Genomic DNA, 22,112 nt, shown 5'->3' with positions numbered 1-22,112 from the left:
AGTAAAAATAGCTGATTTGACAAGTTATTCATCCGCTGTAAATAGAAAATGGCCTTACGGCCATTTTCTTGTTTAAACATGCAACTTTTTACATAAAAAAAACTAGTTATTTTTTCGCCAGAAAAAGGCTGCAAGCGCAGGTAATACCAAAATTGCACCCAACATGTTCACTAAAAACATAAAGGTCAGCAATATGCCCATATCCACCTGGAATTTCAGCGCTGAGAATACCCAGGTGCTGACACCAATAGCTAAGGTAATACCCGTAAACAATACTGCACTGCCCGTTTCTTTTAATGCAGTGAAATAAGCCTGACGCAGTGGCATACCATCACGCAGCAATTGCGTCATGTTCGACAGGATATAAATACCGTAGTCGACACCTATACCTACCCCAAGCGCTATCACCGGCAAAGTGGATACAGTTAAACCTATTTCAAGTTTGGTCATCAGTGCGGTAGCCAGCACCGACACTACATAAAGCGGAACTATGACGGCAACAGTGGCTTTGACTGAGCGGAAGCTGATTAAACACAGCACTATCACGGCACCATAGACATACCACATCATAGGCGTCTGGGCTGCAGCTACCGCTTCATTGGTTGCAGCCATGACACCTACAGGGCCTGAAGCTAACTTAAACTTCACCTCGTCTGTGCTGAGTTCAGCGCCCGCTTTTTTCGCAGCAGCGACCACAGTTTCTATGGTTTCGGCTTTATGATCATTTAAGAAAAGGATCACCGGCATCACAGAACAATCACTGTTCAGTAAACCCGTACTGGTTTCTACCCTGCTGGATGACTGCACCAGGCTTTCTGTAGTACGAGGCAATACTTTCCATTTCATATTGCCTTCGTTAAAGGCCGCATTAATGGACTTAGACACGGACGCCAAAGAGACTGCTGACTGCACTCCTGGCACGTTTTCCATTTGCCACTGGAACTGATCCACCCTGTTCATCACATCATGGAAAGTACAGCCATTGGCTGGTGTTTCTACCATCACATTGATGTAATCCACTGAAATCGCATAACGGTCTGTGATCAGGAAGGTATCCTGGTTATAGACTGAACTTTCATGCAAGGCCGGAGCGCCTGGATGCAAATCACCAATTTTCAGGTAAGAACTTTGCTGCCAGCCCAAAGCAAAGAGCGCTGCCGTAGCTAATAAAATGACCACAGCATATTTAGGGGTGGCAAAAGCAGATAAGTTGTACCAGAACTTTTCTATACGGGGATGAGGAGTTTGTACTTTCTGCTTGTACTTGTCGCTAAATTTGACGTAAGACATCAATACTGGCAATAAGATCAGGTTGGTCAGGATAATAATACCCACACCCAAACTTGCGGTGATAGCCAACTCGCGGATCACACCAATTTCAATAATCAACAAGGTTAAAAAACCAACTGTATCGGATAGCAGCGCAATACCACCTGGGATCAACAGCTTACGGAAGCTGGCCTGAGCTGCAGTTTTTGCATCCATGCCCAAAGCGACGTTTTTACCTGTGGCGTTGATCATCTGTACGCCATGACTGACACCTATAGCAAATACCAGAAATGGCACAAGTATCGACATGGGGTCTATACCAAAACCTAACACAGTCAGCGTGCCCATTTGCCAGATCACAGCAATTAACGAGCAACTGATAGGCAATAAGGTCAGCATCACAGAACCGCTAAACAGATAAACCATGATGGCAGTAATAACGATGGCCACAGCAAAAAAGGCCAATACGCCTTTAGCACCGTCAGCCACATCACCGACCATTTTGGCAAAACCTATGATATGTACGGTCAGATTTTCGTTTTGGTATTGACCGCGCACCTGCTGTTCAAGATCCGCAGCAAACTTAATAGTATCGAGTTTCTGCTGGGTATCAGGGTCTACTTCTAACAGTTGTGCTGTCACCATAGCGCAGCTGAAATCGTCAGCCACCATACGGCCGACAATACCGGCTTTCTCCACATTGGATTTAACCACTGCCAAGCCTTCAGCTGTAGGCGCAAACTCCGCCGGAATTACAGGACCACCGGCAAAGCCATCTTCTACCACCTCAACAAAACGCGTGCTGGGGCTGTACAAAGATTTGACCAGGCTACGGTCTACTCCCGGCAGGTAATAAATTTGATCATGGATTTTTTTAAAGGATGCAAAAAAATCCGGATTAAAAATATTGCCTTTGGCATCACAAACCGACACCAGAATATTATTGGCACCACCAAAATCTTTGGCGTGTTGCATATAAGTCTGCATATATTCGTGCTGCAGAGGAATATTCTTCGTAAAAGCAGCATCCAGTTTGATCTGGCTGGCTTTAAATAATAAAAACAAAGTGGCGAGTATAAAAAGTACAATCACAGCAGGTCTGTGACGGAATAATACCGTCTCGCAGCTGGTTACAATTCGGTTCAGACTCATGTTATTCCGGCTTCTTGATTGCTAAGGTTCGAATTCCAGCTTCGGTCACTATAATCAGCTGATCCTTGACTGCGACGGCATTCAAAATGGCTTTACTGTCTTGTGTTGGCACAGAGGTAAAACTGACACCATCGTCCTGGCTAACTAACAAAGTACCGGCATTACCCGTCAGATAGATAGTGCCTGCGTCAGTTAACACACTGTTTAATGTGCTGCTTTGGCCATGTTGTACTTCTTGCCAGCTTTGGCCCAGATCCGTACTTCTGAACACATTGCCGCGTAAACCTGCTGCAATCAGCGTGTTTTTTGCTGTCATAGCCAGGCCAAATAAAGAGCCATTGTAAAATTCAGGATGACGGGTCCAGCTTTTGCCAAAATCTGAACTGGTTGCAAAAAAACCCGCTTCACCAATCAGATACAACACATTGTTGTGTTGATAAATGCGATTAAAATGTGGCAATACAGATGCCCGTTCATCTAAATAGGCATCAGGGTCGGTTTCCTGCAGCTCTTTCAAATACTCCTGATCCTCAGCGCCAACCAGTTCCAGATGAAATTCATCTAACCAGCTTTTACCGCCATCAGTAGTCCGGTAAAACATGCCATAAGCACCTAAAGCTATGCCATTGTTGGCATCAGCAAATAAAATATCAAACAGAGGTTTGTCCGTTTCTGGTTTAAATTGCTGCAACTGCCAGCTTTGACCACCGTCTTGTGTGGCAATAATAGTCGCGTCGTGCCCTACAGCCCAACCATGTTTGTCATCGGAAAAATAGACTGAAGTAAACAAGCTTTGCACAGGGGTCTGAATTTGATTCCAGTGGCTGCTGTCTTTACTGACCAACACATGGCCACGATCGCCCACAGCAACAAAAAGCTGGTCATTGACGCGGATCAAATCCGTCAGCACAGCTTTTTCAGCCAAAGGCATCATGTAAGAAGGCGTTGGTGCCGCAGACTCAGCCTGAATTTGGGTTGTCAGCAGCAGCGCTGCGACAGAGGATAAAAGTTTAACCTTCATTAGAGTTTACACTCAGCATCAATTTAAAAACAAAAACGGTTGGCATAAAGCCAACCGTTTATTCAATGTTTACAGATTAACGGGTACCTTCACGGCGTAAGGCCGCTGGGGTAAAGTCGTTGTCTGTTAACGGCACAGAGAAATCATACATCTTGTCTTCGTTGTCTAAACCAATCGCAATATAACGACGGGTATTCAGATCGTGGAAAACTTCCAGCGTACTCCAGTGTGTTGGTACTTCGTAGTAGTTCAGACCATGGGCCACAGCAACACGATATAACTCGCCTCTGTTGTCATACAAGTCTGCTACGTGAACCTGCCAGCTGTCTTCGTCAATAAAGAATACGCGCTTGCCATACACATGGCTGGTGCCACTTTTCAGGTTGGCTTCCACCACCCAGACACGGTGTTTTTCCCAGCGAACGTATTCAGGATTGATGTGACCTGGTTTGATCAAGTCGGCATACTTCACGTCTTTGCTGTGCAGTTTATAACTATTGTAAGGAATAAACAGCTCTTGTTTACCCACTAACTTCCAGTCATAACGGTTTGGTGAACCATTAAACATATCAAAGTCATCTGTAGTACGCAGGCCATCAGAAGCTGTACCTGGTGCATCATAAGCGACGTTTGGTGCGCGACGTACACGGCGTTGACCAGTGTTATAAGTCCATGCCTGACGAGGTGTTTTTACCTGATCCATAGTCTCATGCACTAAAAGCGCAGTACCGGCCAAACGAGCTGGTGTAGTCACAGCTTGCTTAAAGCGGAACAAAATATTTTCTTTTTCCAGCGCTTCAACTGTCGCATCAGGCGCTGAATACTTGAACATAATTTGTTCATCAAAGCCGATGGTCACGTAGTCACCAGAAGCTGTAGGTGCAACCTGACCGCCGTTACGGCTGGCTGCGACACCACGGAAACGTAAAATATGGTTCCAAATCGCCTCTAAACCGTTCGCAGGAATTGGGAAAGGAATACCAATGGCTGCGTTAATGATACCGTTACCACCTTCTACCAGTTCTGCGTTTGCTGCAATTTTCTTTGTTGCATCATAAACATACTGTGGGTAAGACGCGGTACGGCGGCTTTGGTACACATTCATTTTGTAACTGTCTGGATAAGCTTCAAACAGCTTGATCTGACCTGGACTCAACATGTTTTTGTATTGATCCAGATTGGATTTATCAATAGTGAAGAGTACTTTGTCGCCAGCAAATGGATCAGGGTGGTGATCACCTGGTTTGTAACCAGCAGGAGCTGCAGTAATACCACCTTCCCATGCCGGAATACTGCCATCGGCATTACCTGCTTTTTCCGCGCCCAGCGGCGTCAGATCAGCACCCAGACGGGCTACCTGATCCGGAGTTAACTTCGCAATAGCACCACAGCTAAGAACCAGCGCAATAGTGGATGCAATCAGGGTGAGTTTTTTCATAATGGTTTTCGCCTCGTCCCTTAAATAGAGTATTTAATGTTAAAAGATACAAAATCACGGTCAGCTGTATTGTTCGTTGTGCCTACACCACCCCAGAAGGCATTGTAAGAAAACTCAGATGACCAGCGGTTCAGATAATCAAAAGCAACAGTGTAACCCACAGATTTTTTATCTTTGGAGAACATAAACAGTGGATCAGGTGTAATACCGTTCACGTCATGAGAGAACACCACACGATGTGACATATTCACACCAGCAAACACGTCGTTGAAATCTGCTTTAGCTAATAAACGGTAACCCCAGGCTGATGCAGTTGGGAAAGGGTTAGTTTCGGCACCATTAGATAATGCGGTATGCACACCATCTTTATTCACCAGAGGACCACCATTGATGGTACCCATCAAAGGACCACCGCTACGGTCTGTATTTGGACCATTTAAACGTAACACCGATGGATCCGGCATATCGTTAATTTTGATACCACCCACTTCAGCTAACATAGAGAAGTTATCAGCGATCCACATAGGACCAAATAAGTGAGTGATAGTCACCTGAGCCTGAGTGGTGTCAGACAGAATGTAACCCTGAGCAGAATCGCCCGGAGCTACTTTGTTACCATCAAAACGGCCAATCTGACTGATCCCTTCCAGTTCACCACGCAAACCTGCGTTGGCTAACTGCTCAGGCATACCAGCGTACAGAATTTCCACGTCATCAATTTGCAGAGGTTCATCCTGACGGTAGGACAATTCGCCTGCCACTGAGGTGCCACCTACTGTAGTGTTAAAACTGAAACCGTAAAGTTTAATATCTTCAGGGTATTCAATCAGACCTTTGGAAAACACATCCATATTGACAATATTGTCTTTGGTAATACCACCGACGTTGTCTGACAGATATTGCAGAGACTGCCGTATGCCTTGCAGACCTGGAACACCAGTCACCGGGTCTTTAGTACCAAAATCTGAAGCTATACCTGAAATCAGAGGGGTACGGCTGTGGTAGTTCATATGGTAAACGGCAAATTCAGTGTCATTCAGCTCTGACGCGAAATATTCAAGCTTAAGACCGTATTGACCACCGTCTTCAGGTTCAATTTCACCTGCAGAGCCTTTTGGTCTTAAGGTGACTTTAGTGGAATAAGCCAGCATAGCGTTTACAGCGGCATTACGCTGAGCCGTTGTCGCTGCGGGGTTTGTCAAAGCAGCCAGTAAAGCCGGTGCGCTTTGTGATATTAAGTTCATTTCGCTGACGAGGAAATCAAGATCGATATCCGGGTTACCCGCAAAACCTAACTGAATATTCTGGTCGTAACCACCTTTACCAGCAAAATCGTTGGTTGAGAAATAAGTGCCTGGCACTGGCAGATAGCTGTTTTTCCACTCGTACTGATAAAACACTTCAGCCGTCAGGTTTTCAGTTAAACCTAAAGAAGCCCATGCCATACCAACAGGAATAAAAGCTTCTTTTAATTCAGCGCCTGGGCTACGTGCTACACCCACGTCAATCGGAGTAATGTTAATACCGTGCTGAATAAAGGTACTTTCACCCCAGCTTAATACCTGATTACCTACCCGCACAGATAACGGATTTGCGCCATCGTTTAATGCAAAGTTGCCATAGACATAAGCATCTAATAAACGTAGATCACGACACGCCAAAGCTTTTGCGTCGTCATCAGCACAAGGGTCTGCTCTGTTGCCTGAAATAGGATTGGTATAAGCACCCTCTTCATCCATTAAGGCAGAATCGTAGAAGTAAGTGAAACGACCAAAAAAGCCAAAATCATCTTTAGCTATAGATAATTCATGAGTACCACGGAACACTTCTGAGAACATATCGCCGCGGTCATAATTCAGGTTACCGGCATCACCATTACTGGAATACGCACCAGGTTGAGCCCAAATTTGTGCACCTGTGTAAATAGGATTGCTAAAAGCACTGTAATTTGTCCAGTTGAATCGTGGGTGGTTCACCTTACTGATGGTGTCCCAGTCGCGATCCTCGGCACGCCAACTGGCACCGTAAGAAAACGTAGAGTCAAATACAACTTTCACATCATCAAAATCAAAGGTGGCAGCCTGAGCACTGGTGGCCGACAAGGCCAATAGTGCAGAAGCAACACCCAGAGCTAAAGTACTTCTGACGAAGGCACCTGGCTTAGTATTCATTCGTTATCTCCCCCCCTGTCCCTGCAGGTATTTTGTTATTTTTTATTTTGAGCCAACCAACTGCTCGGAGGTCAGCTTGTATCGAAGAAATCATTACATCATTTTGATCGTGGCGCAAGGCTTGCGAACAGTCAAATCTGTTGATTTTTATTCAGTTTTTTCCCTTTGCCCTGCTTAAAGTACCCTACTGCCACTCAATCCGGTTTGACCAGTTGAGTGAAGATCATCTAACTGAATGAAAATAATAGCTAAAGTGACAGATTTTGCCTGTTTTGTTTTAAGTTAGCGTTTTAAGTAATAACTCTAATTTATTTTTTCTAAACTGCTGAACTTGCCCTGTTCGGTTAAGGTTAATACAAAGCGCGCATTCACTCCGGCATGGCTGATGTAAGGCCGGAAATACCGCAGCGGCAGCTGTACTGTCTGGCCATTATCGGCCTGCACCACCACGTCGGTGTACAAGCCCTGATAAAAAGCCAGACATTGATCAACATCCAGCATCAGTCTGAATTTGTACTGTCGCATATCAACTTAAGCTCTTACTCACTTTTTCATACAAGTCATTACTCAGATCCCTTGCCAGCATAGCCTGTAATACCGCTTTTAGTTGCTGCTGGCGAACACTCTGATACCTTTTCCACGACAACAGAGGGGTAACTAAACGGGATGCAACCTGAGGGTTAATAGCATCCATTTTCAGCACAACATCGGCAAGCTGCTGATAGCCTTGACCGTCGTCGGAGTGAAACATAGCAGGATTTTGCTGATAAAAAGCACCAAATACAGCCCGTACCCTGTTCGGGTTTTGCCAGCTAAATTGCGGATGCGCCGTCAGCTGCTGCAAGCTTGAAAAGACCGAGGGTTGCGGGTAAGAAGCCGACAAACTGAACCACTTATCCAGCACCAATACATCTTTATTCCAACGCTGCTCAAAGGCATTCATCAATTCTGTGAACAGCGGATGCGAAGCACTGCGACAAGAGCGCAGTACAGCTAACTGATCGGTCATATTATCGCTGTTGTCGTATTGCTGACGTAATAATCCATCCGTGCCAGCAACAAAAGCCAGATAATGCAAACAAACAGAACGCAAAGCACGTTTAGCAACCTGTTGCTGCTGATACTGATAAGCCTCTGCTTGCAAGGACTGATAACAAAGCTGCCACTGCTCTGCCAGTTGAGTGGCCAACTGCTGTTGAAAACTATGCAAAGCAAAAACCAGATCCTGAACTGGTATTTCATCAAATTGTTCTGCCACCATATCGTAAGCAGGCACTGTTAATAGTTCTGCAGTAAAGGCTAAATCATCCAAAGGCTTGAACAACAGCTGCCGGTAAAACTCAAACAAAGCAGCAGGCAGTTGATACTCAGATCCTGAGCTTTTTGCTTCAATAGCGGCTTTCACCTGAATTTGCCACAGCTGTTGTATGGCATCCCAACGCGCAACCCCATCTTTGGCATCACGGGCAATTTGCAACAACTCATCCATGCTGTACTGATACTGTAATTTTACTGGTGCCGAAAAATCAGCCAAAAGTACAGGCACAGGTTTTTGACTGACAGCAAAACTAAACTCCTGCTGCGTTTCCGTCATTTCCAGCAGATAAGGCAGGCTTACCCCTTCAGCCAGCAATTCAACGCGCACAGGCAGCAGCAGAGGCTCTTTATCGGTCTGATCCGCAGTGGCAGGCGTGTGCTGTTGCATCAAAAGCTTAAATTCACGTTTTTTTGCATCAAACTGGCTATGAACTTTTAATTCTGGCGTACCGGATTGCTGATACCAGCGGCTGAACAGCGTTAAATCGCGTTTATTCGCATCCTGCATCGCATTGACAAAATCATCGCAAGTGACCGCCTGACCGTCGTGACGTTTAAAGTATAAATCCATACCTTTTCGAAAACCGTCCTGGCCCAATAAAGTATGTAGCATACGAATAACTTCAGCCCCTTTGTCATACACAGTGACGGTATAAAAGTTATTCATTTCCAGCACTTGCTGTGGCCGGATAGGATGGGCCATGGGGCCGGCATCTTCAGCAAATTGCGCTGTGCGAATGGTTTTCACGGCATCAATACGATTTAAGGTAGCTGAGCCCATATCAGCGCTGAATTGCTGATCCCGAAATACAGTTAAGCCTTCTTTTAAACTCAGCTGAAACCAGTCACGGCAGGTGACTCTGTTGCCTGTCCAATTGTGGAAATACTCATGACCAATAATAGATTCAATATTAAAAAAGTCGGTGTCTGTAGCAGACTCCTGGTCGGCCAGCACATACTTGCTGTTAAAGACATTTAAGCCTTTATTTTCCATCGCGCCCATATTAAAAAAGTCGACTGCTACCACCATGTAGATGTCAAGATCGTACTCCAGGCCAAAGGTTTGCTCGTCCCACAACATAGCGCGCTGCAGCGATTCTAACGCAAACTGAGCTCGGTTTTTGTTGCCTTTATCGACATAAAATTCCAGTGCTACTTCGCGGCCAGAGCCTGTGGTGTAACTGCCTTTTAAGCAATCAAAGTCCCCTGCAACCAAGGCAAATAAGTAACTTGGTTTTGGGAATGGATCCACCCAGGTGACATGGCGACGACCATCAGACAGCAGAGTGGAGCTGACCAGATTGCCGTTGCTTAACAGCGCTGGATAAGCTGTATCGTCAGCAATAATATGAGTGGTAAAACGGGCTAAGACGTCAGGTCTGTCGAGATAATAGCTGATGCGACGAAAACCTTCAGCTTCACATTGAGTGCAATAGGCGCCATTGGATAAATACAAACCTTCGAGCGCCGTATTGGCCTGAGGGTTGAGCTCTATGTTCAATTCGAGTTGTGCTTTGGCTGGCATACCTGGCAGGATCAACTGCTCAGCAGTGACCTGATAACAATCGGCATTTAATAGCTGACCATCTAATGATACAGACAATAACTTCAGCTCTTGTCCATCCAGAATCAAAGTGCCAGCTTGACCACTGGCTGACTCCAATTGATATACCGCAGTTAACTTTGTCGCTTGTGGGTTCAGCTCAAAACTCAGCTCAACGTCGGTAATAGTAAATTCTGGTGCTTTGTAGTCACTTAGTTTTTTTGCCTGACGGCTCGATACCTGGCTCATCACAAACTCTCTCTTTTTGTTAATGCTAACGTCGAAAATTGTGCTCCTGCATTTCCGACGTACCGTACATCCTGTACATAAAAATTTCCCGGAGCAATTTTTAACAACGCGAAGCGTTGGCCCGGTAGGGGGAGCGCCATGGATGGCTGCGAATAAAACAAGGCCAGTTCTTCAACTGGCCTTTTCTGTTATTTACCTTGTACGGCCGCTGTAATTGGCGTATCTGGTGGTGTCAGTTTGAGTACCTTAATGCCCATATAAGCATAGATCACGGCCAGAACCGGATTAATCAGGTTAAAAAATGCATACATGGCGTAATCCAGCGGGTTCACGTTTAATACACCGTGCATATAGGCACCACAGGTATTCCACGGAATTAACGGGCTGGTAATAGTACCGCCGTCTTCTAAAGTACGGGATAAATTCACAGGAGCTAAACCCCGACGCTCATACTCTTCTTTAAACATCCGGCCTGGCATCACAATGGCCATATACTGATCGGCGGTTAAAATATTAGTCGCAATACAAGTGGCAATAGTACTGGTAATTAATGAACCTGTACTGTGTGCTTTATGCAAAATTGCTTCAACAAACTTACGTAATAAACCTACATGTTCCAGCACAGCGCCAAACATCATGGCCGAAAAAATCAGCCAACAGGTATTGAGCATCTTCACCATACCACCGCCGTTTAGCAGCTTATCCAACTGAGCATTCTGGGTTTCTATAACAAAACCACCATGCAAAGTACTCCAGACTACTTGTAATGGAGCTAATACATGGTTTAACGCCTCTAAATCAATAGTCAGAAACAAAAGACTTATACTGGATGTCAAACCTGCATTTACTGGAGCTGCCATTTTAGCCACCAACTCAGGCTGAAATAACACAGCCCAGAGTCCGCCTAACAAAGCGCCGATAAATACAGTTGGAAAAGCCGGTACTTTTTTCACAGCCATCGCCATCAAGACCAATAAAGGCACCAACATCACAGGGCTGATATTAAAATGTTGCTGCAAGGATTCACTGATAGCGCGAATTTGTGTGTCATCCGCCGCAGCGTCAGCGTTAAATCCAATCACAGCAAAAATAATCAAAGCCAGGATCAGGCTGGGTACTGTAGTCCAGGTCATATGGCGGATATGGTCAAATAAGTTTGAACCGGCCACAGCAGGAGCTAAGTTTGTGGTTTCACTGACAGGCGACATTTTATCGCCAAAATAAGCACCTGAGACTATAGCGCCAGCTGTGATAGCAGGCGACATCCCCAAACCTGCTGCTACACCTATCAAAGCCACACCTATAGTGGCAGCTGTAGTCCAGCTACTGCCGATACTGATGGCAACAATGGCACACAAGATACAACTTGCAGCATAAAACCAGGACGGGTCCAACAGCTGCAAACCATAATAAATCAATGTAGGCACAGTACCGGCCAACAACCAGGTACCAATTAAAGCTCCAACAGAAAACAGGATCAGCAAAGCCCCTAAAGACAACGAAATGCCTTTAACCATGGCTTGTTCAATATCAGCCCAGCCATAACCATTTTTTAAACCTATAATCACACCAACAAAAGCAGCCACAAACAAAGCGATTTGGTTGGCGCCATAAGAGGAGTCACTGCCATAGAGGTAAACCGACAGGCTGAGTAAAACTACTAAAACAATCAGCGGTATGCTGGCATCTAAAAAACTGGGGGCTTTAATAAGGCGTGGTGCAGATTTTTGTTCCATGGGGCTTCTCTTCACGACTGGCTTCAGCCAGTTTCTGTTGTAATGAGCAAAGGGCCAGAGTCATGGGTTGCTTGCAACCAATCACTCTGACCCCTTCATATTTATGTTAGTGAGCGCGTTTTGCCAGATGACCCAGACTTAACATGTCCGCGGTGATCTGAGCTGTTTCTTCCAGCAATGGGTCCAGCTTCTCCAGCACTTCAGGCAAGTCATCCAGACTTTTTACCACTGGTAACTTCAGTCGGGTTAAACGTTCATTCACTCGTTTTAAATCACGGGCTGTGTTTTCGTCTTTTTTCTTCAGACGCTCCTGCTCATTTAACGAGATGGTCTTTTCATCTTTTTCTTTGGTATACAGCGCTATATCGTCCATCAGGTACTTGTATTCAGTTTCTTTGCTGAATCGTTCCTGATGTTTTTGCTGTAACAGAGGCAACGCCTTTTTAATCTCATCTGACGCACTGTATTTAGCAGCTGGAATACTGTCCCACGGCAAAGCGTTTTCTTCTTTGCTTTCGCCCCACTCGCCTGGTTCTATAGGTGAAGGGAATAAAATATCCGGAGTCACCCCTTTGTGTTGGGTACTGCCACCATCGATACGGTAAAACTTGGCGATAGTAAACTGAACCGAACCTAACGACTCTTCAAACATATCATAAACACGGCCTAAAGCACGGTGCTGCTGCACTGTACCTTTACCAAAGGTGTGTTCACCTACAATCAAAGCACGACCATAATCCTGCAAAGCTGCAGCGAAAATTTCAGAAGCCGAAGCACTGTATCGGTCCACCATCACAGTTAAAGGGCCGTCATAAAATATACTGGCGTCCTGATCCTGACTGATACCGATACGATTGCCTGCTTCGCGAATTTGTACTACAGGGCCTTTTTCTATAAACAAACCTGTTAAAGACACTGCTTCAGGTAAAGAACCACCACCGTTGCCACGTAAGTCGACAATAATACCGTCCACATTCTGCTGCTTTAAGCTGGCAATTTCTTTTTTCACATCTTCGGTCAGGTTGTTATAAAAGCTTGGAATATTGATTACGCCAATCTTTTTACCCAAGGGGCTTAATTTAGGCTCCAGCACTTCAGCTTTTGCTGCTCTGTCTTCTAAACGGATTTTATCCCGCACTATAGAAATCTGAGTAGGAACGCCTTTGGACGCATCACCGCCCACTAACACCTGTAAACGTACAGTGGAGCCTTTAGGTCCCTTGATCAGATCCACGACATCATCAAGACGCCAGCCGACCACATCAACAAATTCTTCTTCACCCTGCGCCACACCAATGATTTTATCTTTGGGTTTGATTTTTTTTGTCATATCAGCAGGGCCACCAGGCACCAGACTCATAATAACAGTGAAATCATCATCACTTTGCAGTACAGCCCCTATGCCTTCCAGCGACAGATTCATTTCCTGCTGGAAACGTTCAGCGTTACGTGGCGATAAATACGAGGTATGAGCTTCAATGCTGCGGGCGTAAGAGTTCATCACGATCTGAAACACATCTTCGCTTTCAGTTTGTAATAAACGTTTTTTTGCGTTTTCGTAGCGTTTTTTCAGCAGTTTTGTCGTTTCTTCTGCTGTTTTACCTGCTAACTTCAGATTCAGCGCATCAAACTTCACCTTCTGACGCCACAACTCATTAAGTTGTGCTACGTCGGCGGCCCAAGGGGCGTCTTCGCGCTCAAACTCATAGCTGTCTTTTTGAGTGAAATCAAAAGGTTTGTCCAGCAGGCTGATAGCGTAGTCATAACGCTCTAAACGGCGGGTCAGACTTAAATTAAACATCTGAAAAGCGAAATCAAACTGACCTTTCGCTAAACCGTTATCAAATTCGTTACGGTACTTTTCAAAGCTGTCCACGTCAGATTTAAGCAAAACGTTACGGAAAAAATCCAGACTTTTCAGGTAGCGGTCGAAGACTTTAGACGACAATTCATCGTCAATGCGTAAGCCTAAATAATGCTCTCGGGTAAAGTAATTGGTAATTCGTTTACTGGCCGTTGCATGTTGTGGTTCCTGTACCAGATTTGGCACAGGAGAAATAACCGGCGCAGCCACACTGCTGCCGATCACCAGAAAAAACGCCGCTAAGCTGGAAATTTTTTTCATTGAACACTCATCTCTGTTAAGCCTGGAACAGCTTATCCCCTTGGGTCTTAATCACCATACCTGAGGCAAGCTGTACCACAACATCATTTTTAACTACTTCAAGCACAGTTGCAGGCACAGGTTTTAAGCCAACTTTTAACTGCACAGCACTGCCAACTTTTAATGTGGCTGTATTTAATGCAATAAGTTCAACTGCTTGCTCTGGAACCACTTTTTCTGTGGTCTGAGGCTTAGAGTGAAGTTTGGCTGCTTTTGCTGCCACTGTGGCCTTATTTGGCTGGGATTTTTTGTAAGCAGCTTTGTCTGAAGCCGGATTTTTTGGCTGGTCTTTTTGCTGCTCTTTGTGTTTAGCACGTTCTGCCGCTGCTTTTGCTTTGCGTACTTCAGCCGCTTTGGCTTTGCTTTGCTCTAAGGTTTCAGCTGCATGAGCAGCTTGCTGTTCGTCGATCAGATCGCCTGCCTGACCATCCAAATCAACACGGGCAACACCCACTTTGACGCCAGCAAGATAACGCCAGCTGGAGGTATACAAACGTAAGGCATGACGAATTTGCGTTTTGCTGATGCCATCTTCTTCAGACAACCGCTGGGCTAAGTCCTGAAAAATACCTATTTTCAGAGGTTTAGCTTCACCGCTTTGGCTAAAACACAGAGGAAACTTTTCGCTAAGTTCGGCGAGGATTTGTTTCACATCTTTGCCTGCGGGTTGAGCTTGAATTTGTTCAGTTGGGGTTGTCATGCAAAATTACTCTTCTTCATCAGCGGCATCGTCTAACTTAATGCCTTCTTCTAATTGGTTATTGACGTAACAGATAGCCCAGTCGACCAATTCATCTTCATCTGCTTCTAATAAAACAAAACTACCTCGTAGTTCGTTCCAAATCGCATTAAGTAAATGGTCTATTTCGGCTGGTAAAATATCATCTGGAAAACGACGCCAGACTGCGTGGTAAATGGCGTTGATGCGATCAGCGATGATCTCTTCTTCGCCTTCCCAGTCACCTACATCAGTGACCTGGAATAAATAATCCTGAATATTGACTAAGTCTTTCATAAAGTCCGGGCCAAATGCTGTTCAAACAATTGGACCAATCCAGCTAAACCTTGCTGGTCGTCCTGATCAAAGCGAGCCAGGCTTGGACTGTCGATATCCAGCACAGCGATAATCTTGCCATTATGGCGCACCGGTAACACAATTTCAGAGTTACTGGCCGCATCACAGGCGATATGACCTGGAAACTCGTGCACATCTTTAACCAGCTGGATTTCGCCTGTTGCCACCGCAGTGCCACAGACGCCCTTGCCAACTGGTATACGCACACAAGCCACTTTGCCCTGAAAAGGCCCCAGCACTAAAACGTCATCCCTTAAAATATAAAAGCCTGACCAATTCAGATCAGGCATTTCATTAAAGAGCAACGCACTCAGATTTGCCATGTTAGCAATCAGGTCTGTTTCGTCTTCGATCAGAGACTGAGCTTGCTGTTGCAGCAGCTGATAAAATTCTGATTTTTGCTCACGCATGAAATATAGGTTCTACCATTACTACGAAGGTCCCTACATTACTTGTTTTGTCGCTAAATTTAAACCTCTGCCACAAAAAGATTTAGCCGCATTTGTTTAATAAACAATCAATGGCTGTTCATTTCAAACTCAACTGACACTTCTGCTCTGATATCGGTCTGACCAAAGCTGACTTCAGCGCTGTCTGACATAGCTCTGGTCATCTTCATCACAGGGGCTGGAGCATAACCTTGTTCATTAATTTTTTGGGCTGAACCCAGCTTTAAGCCATTAGCCTGAGCTAATAAAGATGCTTTGGTTTTGGCATGAGTAAAAGCCTGCTGCAGCGCTTTTTGATACAACTCATCCGAGCCACTGACCAGAAACTCGGCCTGATTCATCTGAGTCACACCTAAATCTGCTGCTTGTTGCAATACTGTGCTGTACAGCGATAAGTCATTTAACGACACCACGATATCGCGGCTGACCTGATAACGTTGGGGTAATTTACGCTCTGGGTCGTGCTGATAATCCTGTTGAATACGCAAAGGTGCATTGTTCAGTTGATCATCTTTTACACCCAGCTTGCGCAAAGCTTTGGTTAAAGCGGCCACCTGCTCATCGACTTTTTGTTTGGCGTCACTGACCTTCTCAGAGCTTTGCTGAATTTGCATGGTTAAACGCACAGCGTCAGGTTTAGCCTGCATGATGGCTGAACCTGATACTGTGACAGTTTTTACTGCTTTTGTATCAGCCAAAGCAACAAAAGTCATACTGCAGACCAAAAGAGCTACTAATTTCGTTTTCATTTTTTAATCCTTTTAAACACTATCTGTTCAGCACAGATTACCTGGCCAAGCTGAACGGTCACTTAAAATTTAATTCAGCTTCAATACCTTATCAACAGCAGACTGAGTTAAAGGGTGATAACCCGGCCTTGCTTTCTGATACAGAGCTTTAGCCCGCTCCAGATGTTCCGGCTGTTGGCTAAGCTGCTGATACAAAGGCACCACAAATTTACGCCGCCCTACCTGCATCAAAAACTGTTCCAGTGCAGGCAATGCCGGCTGATAGTTTTTTGCCAAGGCTACTTTAAACCAGGCTGTTGCCACTTCTGCGTTCTGACTTTGGCTTAAATGAAAAGCCTCATCCAGTTGCTTCAACTGAGCAATGTCGACAGTAGCAGCCAACTGACCCATAAAATGTAACCAATGGTGAATGCTCCAGCTGTTTGTCTGTAATTCAGTCAGATTGCCGGTTTTTTGCCATAAGGCCAACTGTTGATCCACTTGTTTAAAGGCATCAGAGGCAGGCGCAACAAAAGTGCTGGCCAGGCCAGGCTGATACAACCATTCCAGTACTTCACCCATAGAGACAATATCCGGGTCATTCAGCAGGGTTTTACGCATATAACGCAGGAATTTTTCAGTATTCATGCTCTGAAAAGCAAAGGTCTGGAAATAGTTTTTCAGGAAAGGATCAAATACGGCACGACCAAAACGCTGTTCTAAAAACTGCAGAAACAACATACCTTTGATGTAAGGCACCTGCGTAAAGGCTTCATCCGGATCACGGCCTGTGTAATCGGTGATCAGCAAGGTATCTTTGGCATCCAGCTGCAGCAAATCATTTTCCAGATCCTGTACCGACAACTGACGTTCCAATAAAGCACGTTCTGGCCCAAAAACTTGTTCCATAATGCGGTTTTCCACATAGTTGGTAAAACCTTCATTGAGCCAGAGCTCGTGCCAGCTGTCGTTTGTGACTAAATTACCAGACCAGGAATGCGCCAGCTCATGCGCTATTAAACTGACCAGACTTTTGTCACCCGCTATCACTGTAGGGGTGATAAAAGATAAACGGGGATTCTCCATGCCGCCAAAAGGAAAACTGGCAGGTAATATCAACAAGTCATAACGGCCCCATGGATAATCGCCATACAAGGCCGTTGCAACTTGCATCATCTGCTCTGTATCAGAAAATTCAGCCACAGCTTTATCCAGCCAGGCTTTTTCAGCGTAAACGCCAGTGCGATCTGACATGGCTTTAAATTCTAAGTCCCCTATAGCCAGCGCAATCAAATAAGCAGGAATAGCCTGAGGCATACGGAAAAAATAATCGCCGTCTTTATCACTATTCGCACTGTTATCCGCCCCCATCACAGCCAGCAGCTCTTTAGGTGTGCGAATGCGAGCCTGATAAGTCAGCCGCACTGCGGGCGTGTCCTGCAAAGGGATCCAGCTGCGGGCGTGGATCGATTGCGACTGGCTATACATAAACGGCTGCTGTTTTTCGCTGCTTTGTTCTTTGCTCAGCCACTGCAAACCGGACGCTTGTGGGCTGGTGTGGTAATAAATACGCACCTTAGCGAATTGAGCCGGAAATTCAATTCGCAGTGCCTGGCCGTGAGTGGGTGATTTCTCCCCAAGGCTATGAGTCAGTTTCAACCAACGGCCCTCCGCGGATTGCCCCAGTACTTTTTCAATGCTCAAATCGCGGCTATCCAGCACCAGTTGCCTTGTGTCCGGATGATGCCAGTCCAGTTTCAGTTCGACAAAACCATGAAGTTGCTGCTTATCAAAATCGGCCGTTAAATCCAGTGTCAGCTCCGGGTGGCTGACTAAAGCAAAGTTACTGAAACTATGGGGATCAGATGCCTGAACTTTGGCACAACATAAAACCAGCAACAGCATCACAACACGCATTTTTTTCTCCGAAACTAATTCTTACTGTAATTCATAGGATTGGCAGGATAATAACAAAGTTCCTGCTGGCTCTGGTGGCTGAAATGCCGGGTATCTTTGTGGGGCAGCTTCATAAAACCACCCACACCTTCACCGCTAATCAAAGGCACTTTTGCCAAAATGCTCTGCAGCAAGGCAGCAAATTGTGCTTCAGCAGCAGGTTCCAGCAAACGGTAATAGTTATGTATTTTCATATACAAAGGTGTAACTTCAAAAATGATACAGCCGGTATGACGAATTAAATTCAGTGCTGCTAAGTCATCCATAATGCTGTCCGGCAACACCAGTTGCTCGTCAGGATCTTTACCATCTTCAAAGTAACTGTGCTGAGCGCTGCGATCATCCAGTTGGTTTTGACCCAACTCATATTTAAGCTTTGTGCCTTGAGGCACCACAAAAGGCAGCTCTGTGCTGTCGCGCGCTATGTGAATAGTCTGGCGGGCATCAAATAAACAGGTTTTAAAAATACCCACTTTGGCGATACAACGAGCCAGTTGCACTACATTATTCACCGCCACTGCAAAGGCTTTTTGCAGGCGCTCGTCAAACAAATTCAGGCTGGAGTCGATATAAACTCCGGAACTTTGCCAATGGATGGCAATACCACCGACCACAGGATAACGGCCTAACCGGCTGACTGCAGCCACAAAAGCTTTTTCAGTTTCGCCCATGCCCTCGAGGTAGTTTTTGTAATAACGCTCCAGCTGCACATCATCTATGTACTGAATACCTTCTTCATCGCTGTGCTCACGCAAAAAGGATTTACGCGACGAATAAACTACAGTATCCAACTCCTGCACTTTTTCACTGATCCAGACCGGTAATACAGATTCTGTACTTAACAGCGGCAAGTCAGGTGTCACCAGATGATTTAACCTGGGCATAGATTTTAAGAAATAATCACCCGCCTGCTGACGCAACAACAAATCATCCGCCAGCATGCTGTCGAGCATAGTGGCGAATTCCATAGGTAAACCCAGGCTTCGTGCGGGTATAGCCTTGCGGCCAAAACGGCAGGACTGACCGGATGCCAGCGCATACAAAGTACTGGCGACACCCTGCTCATCAAAACGTGGGCTGGATAAAGCACCAGTGCGCTGCTCAGGGCCAATAAAATACACATCACCTAAACGGGCATTGGATGTTTGTAAATCCGACGACATCAGCTGCATCACGTTGTTACCAATGTAATGGCCTTCACTGTCGAGCTGAGCAAACACCGAAGAGCCCCAATCCACCAGACTGATCTGATTAGTGCTTTCGTCATAAACAATATTCGAAGGTTTAATATCGCCATGCACTATGGGCGCTATTTCTCCGTCTTTTTTATGTTGCCGTAACGCCAGTAATAAACTTGCAAGCTGAGTGGCAATATCCAGCAGTAACCGCACCGGCAAACGACCCTGTTTCAGACTGAATTGCTCCAAATCCATACCTTTAGCCCGGCCCATCATTAAAATGCCCTGCTTTTTTACCAGCTGATAGGTAAAAAACGGCGGCACATTTGGATGCGCTGCCTGTGACAACATATAACCTTCGTCGGCCAGACGTTCCTGGATATGAGGTGGTAAGTTGATACGGGAGAACTTAAAGACTACGTCCTGTTGTTTTTGATCCAGGCCAGCAAAGACAAAACCATAAGCGCCCTTGCCTACCAGCTCAATCTGACGATAACCCAGTTTCTCCAATTCAGAGATACAAAGCGCCACCCAGTCTTTGAGTTTTTTGGCATCGTTGGCGTTAAGCAGGTAAACCGACTGCTCTTCGGGGATATAGAAGTTACGAAGCTGATGTTTATCCATAAATTTACCCTTCGTACTTGAAACTACAGCTTTGTTGCCTGCGTGCTTTCGCCCCAATCACATAGTCGCCTATGTTCATGGGGTCTCATTTACTTGTCGCCTCGCTGCAGCTCCAATTACTTTGGGTAACCCCTCCCAACCTAAACCGCAGCATTGTTGACTGCGTGCTTTCGCCCCAATCACATAGTGAACTATGTATGTTGGGGACTCAATGACTTGTCGCCTCACTGCAGCTCCAATTACTTTGGGTAACCTCTCCCAACCTAAACCGCAGCATTGTTGACTGCGTGCTTTCGCCCCAATCACATAGTGAACTATGTATGTTGGGGACTCAATGACTTGTCGCCTCACTGCAGCTCCAATTACCTGGGTCTGCACGAGTTTTAGACAAATACCCTTAAAACGAAAAACCCGGATTACTTTCGATCATCCGGGTTTTGTAGCAAAGAACAAGACCAATTACCAGCGCTTCGTTTATGGCTTAGACCATAGACAGCAACATAGATGAGGGTTGTTCCAGATAGCTTTTCCACAAGTTAGTGAAACGGGCTATGGTGCCACCATCTATCACGCGGTGATCACCAGACCAGCTGATTTGCATCAGAGAGCGGCCTTCCACTTCGCCTTTGGCGTTAAAACGTGGCAATAACTGTGTTTTACCCAAAGCTACGATCGCCACTTCCGGCTTATTGATAATAGGAGTCGCCACAGTGCCGCCAATAGCGCCGATGTTGGAAATAGTGATAGTGCCACCTTTGAGCTCTGCCGGGCTAACACGGCCTTCGCGGGCAGCTTCTGTTAATTTCGTCAGCTCCTGGGCAATCTGCACTATCGACTTGTTCTGACAGCCTTTGATATTCGGCACCAGTAAACCCACTTTGGAGTCGACCGCTATACCAATATTGTGATCATCAAAATAGGTCAGCTCTGAGCAGTCGCTATTGACCTGACTATTCATAATAGGGAACTGCTTAATAGCCAGCGACATCGCCTTCATAAAAAACGGCATCAGCGTCAGCTTAATACCCTGCTTGGCGTATTGATCTTTCAATTGACCACGCAGTGCAATCAGCTCTGTTAAATCAATTTCTTCACAGTAGGTAAAGTGCGGAATGGTTGATACCGAATCCTGCATCTGACGCGCCATTGCCGCTTTAATGCCTTTGATAGGCTCAACACGGCTGCCACCAGAGCTGGTTGTAACAGTAGCAGCCGTAGCGGCTTTAACCGGTGTTGCAGCAGCTTTGGCTACACCAGAAGTAGCACCGCCATTGGCATAAGCTTTGACATCGTCTTTGTATACCCGGCCTTTGTCACCAGAACCCGGTACTAAAGATAAATCTATGCTTAATTCACGGGCTAAACGACGCACGGCCGGGCTGGCTAATGCTTTGCCATTGCCTGCCGGAGCTGATGTTGAGGCAGCGGCTTTTGCAGCACAAACCGGGGCAGCGACTGGCGTTGCAACAACTGCCGGAGCAGAAGTACCTGCAATTTCCTGCTGAAACAACGGGCTATGTACTTTGGCAATTTCACCTTTGGCGTAATGCAACTTCACCACTTTACCAGCGTATTTGGCCGGTATTTGCACTAAAGCTTTGTCGGTCATTACATCGCAGACGGGTTGATCTTCAGCCAGCACATCGCCTTCTTTGATCAGCCACTCAACAATTTCACACTCAACAATACCTTCACCTATATCAGGCAGAATAAAATCTTCCAGCTGTTTACCAGTAGCGACAGCAGCAGGAGTTTGGGCTGGAGCTGAAGCAGGTGTAGCAGCAGGTGCAACACCATCTGTGTCCATTTCAAACAAAGGCGCATGCACTTTGGCAATATCGCCTTTGGCGTAATAGAGTTTGGTGACCACACCGTCGTACACAGCAGGAATTTGTACTAAAGCTTTGTCGGTCATCACATCACAAACTGGCTGATCCTCACTGATACGATCGCCTTCTTTCACCAGCCATTCAACGATTTCACACTCGACTATACCTTCGCCAATATCCGGCAGAATAAAATCTTTTTTCATCTGGCTATCC

Annotated in this window: 15 protein-coding genes; all 15 read right to left on the bottom strand. The window is 45.8% G+C overall.

Annotated features, from left to right (window positions below; all coding sequences use genetic code 11):
• Positions 1–102: 102 nt before the first annotated feature.
• The gene (locus RHEIN_RS02455; RefSeq protein ID WP_008897385.1) at positions 103–2,421 is read right to left on the bottom strand and encodes an efflux RND transporter permease subunit; all 2,319 of its coding nucleotides are present in this window, start codon (positions 2,419–2,421) and stop codon (positions 103–105) included.
• A gap of 1 nt (position 2,422) precedes the next feature.
• The gene (locus RHEIN_RS02450) at positions 2,423–3,442 is read right to left on the bottom strand and encodes a WD40/YVTN/BNR-like repeat-containing protein (protein ID WP_008897384.1); all 1,020 of its coding nucleotides are present in this window, start codon (positions 3,440–3,442) and stop codon (positions 2,423–2,425) included.
• 76 nt (positions 3,443–3,518) lie between these two features.
• The gene (locus tag RHEIN_RS02445) at positions 3,519–4,880 is read right to left on the bottom strand and encodes a DUF1329 domain-containing protein (RefSeq protein ID WP_008897383.1); all 1,362 of its coding nucleotides are present in this window, start codon (positions 4,878–4,880) and stop codon (positions 3,519–3,521) included.
• Positions 4,881–4,900: 20 nt separating this feature from the next.
• Positions 4,901–7,051 (bottom strand): DUF1302 domain-containing protein, encoded by a 2,151-nt coding sequence (locus RHEIN_RS02440; RefSeq protein WP_008897382.1) that lies wholly within the window; start codon positions 7,049–7,051, stop codon positions 4,901–4,903.
• A gap of 303 nt (positions 7,052–7,354) precedes the next feature.
• Positions 7,355–7,576 (bottom strand): DUF2835 family protein, encoded by a 222-nt coding sequence (locus tag RHEIN_RS02435; protein WP_008897381.1) that lies wholly within the window; start codon positions 7,574–7,576, stop codon positions 7,355–7,357.
• Between the two features lies 1 nt (position 7,577).
• On the bottom strand, positions 7,578–10,160 hold the full coding sequence (gene pepN / locus RHEIN_RS02430) for an aminopeptidase N (RefSeq protein WP_008897380.1): 2,583 nt from the start codon (positions 10,158–10,160) through the stop codon (positions 7,578–7,580).
• 188 nt (positions 10,161–10,348) lie between these two features.
• Entirely contained in the window at positions 10,349–11,896 is a 1,548-nt protein-coding gene (gene nhaC / locus RHEIN_RS02425) for a Na+/H+ antiporter NhaC (protein ID WP_008897379.1), read from the bottom strand.
• Positions 11,897–12,002: 106 nt separating this feature from the next.
• Positions 12,003–14,021, bottom strand: a complete 2,019-nt coding sequence (gene prc, locus RHEIN_RS02420) for a carboxy terminal-processing peptidase (RefSeq protein ID WP_008897378.1) — start codon at positions 14,019–14,021, stop codon at positions 12,003–12,005.
• 16 nt (positions 14,022–14,037) lie between these two features.
• A complete protein-coding gene (proQ, locus tag RHEIN_RS02415; RefSeq protein WP_008897377.1) occupies positions 14,038–14,760 on the bottom strand; it encodes an RNA chaperone ProQ in 723 nt (240 codons plus the stop codon).
• A gap of 6 nt (positions 14,761–14,766) precedes the next feature.
• Positions 14,767–15,075 (bottom strand): hypothetical protein, encoded by a 309-nt coding sequence (locus tag RHEIN_RS02410; protein WP_008897376.1) that lies wholly within the window; start codon positions 15,073–15,075, stop codon positions 14,767–14,769.
• Positions 15,072–15,545 carry a GAF domain-containing protein gene (locus tag RHEIN_RS02405; protein WP_008897375.1) on the bottom strand — a complete coding sequence of 158 codons (474 nt, stop codon included), beginning with the start codon at positions 15,543–15,545 and terminating at the stop codon, positions 15,072–15,074. The genes RHEIN_RS02410 and RHEIN_RS02405 overlap by 4 nt, the downstream gene beginning before the upstream one ends.
• Before the next feature lie 107 nt (positions 15,546–15,652).
• Positions 15,653–16,333 (bottom strand): SIMPL domain-containing protein, encoded by a 681-nt coding sequence (locus RHEIN_RS20250; protein ID WP_008897374.1) that lies wholly within the window; start codon positions 16,331–16,333, stop codon positions 15,653–15,655.
• A gap of 69 nt (positions 16,334–16,402) precedes the next feature.
• Complete coding sequence (locus tag RHEIN_RS02395) at positions 16,403–18,229, bottom strand: M1 family metallopeptidase (protein ID WP_008897373.1); 1,827 nt, start codon at positions 18,227–18,229, stop codon at positions 16,403–16,405.
• 14 nt (positions 18,230–18,243) lie between these two features.
• Positions 18,244–20,070, bottom strand: coding sequence for a protein kinase domain-containing protein (locus RHEIN_RS02390; protein ID WP_008897372.1), 1,827 nt, complete (start codon positions 20,068–20,070; stop codon positions 18,244–18,246).
• A 481-nt stretch (positions 20,071–20,551) separates the two neighbouring features.
• The gene (locus RHEIN_RS02385; RefSeq protein WP_008897371.1) at positions 20,552–22,102 is read right to left on the bottom strand and encodes a dihydrolipoyllysine-residue acetyltransferase; all 1,551 of its coding nucleotides are present in this window, start codon (positions 22,100–22,102) and stop codon (positions 20,552–20,554) included.
• Positions 22,103–22,112 lie beyond the last annotated feature (10 nt).

The sequence above is a fragment of the Rheinheimera sp. A13L genome (genome assembly GCF_000217935.1).
Lineage (GTDB): Bacteria > Pseudomonadota > Gammaproteobacteria > Enterobacterales > Alteromonadaceae > Pararheinheimera.
Note: the sequence above shows the minus strand (reverse complement) of the source record. Positions and strands in the feature narration are given on the sequence as shown.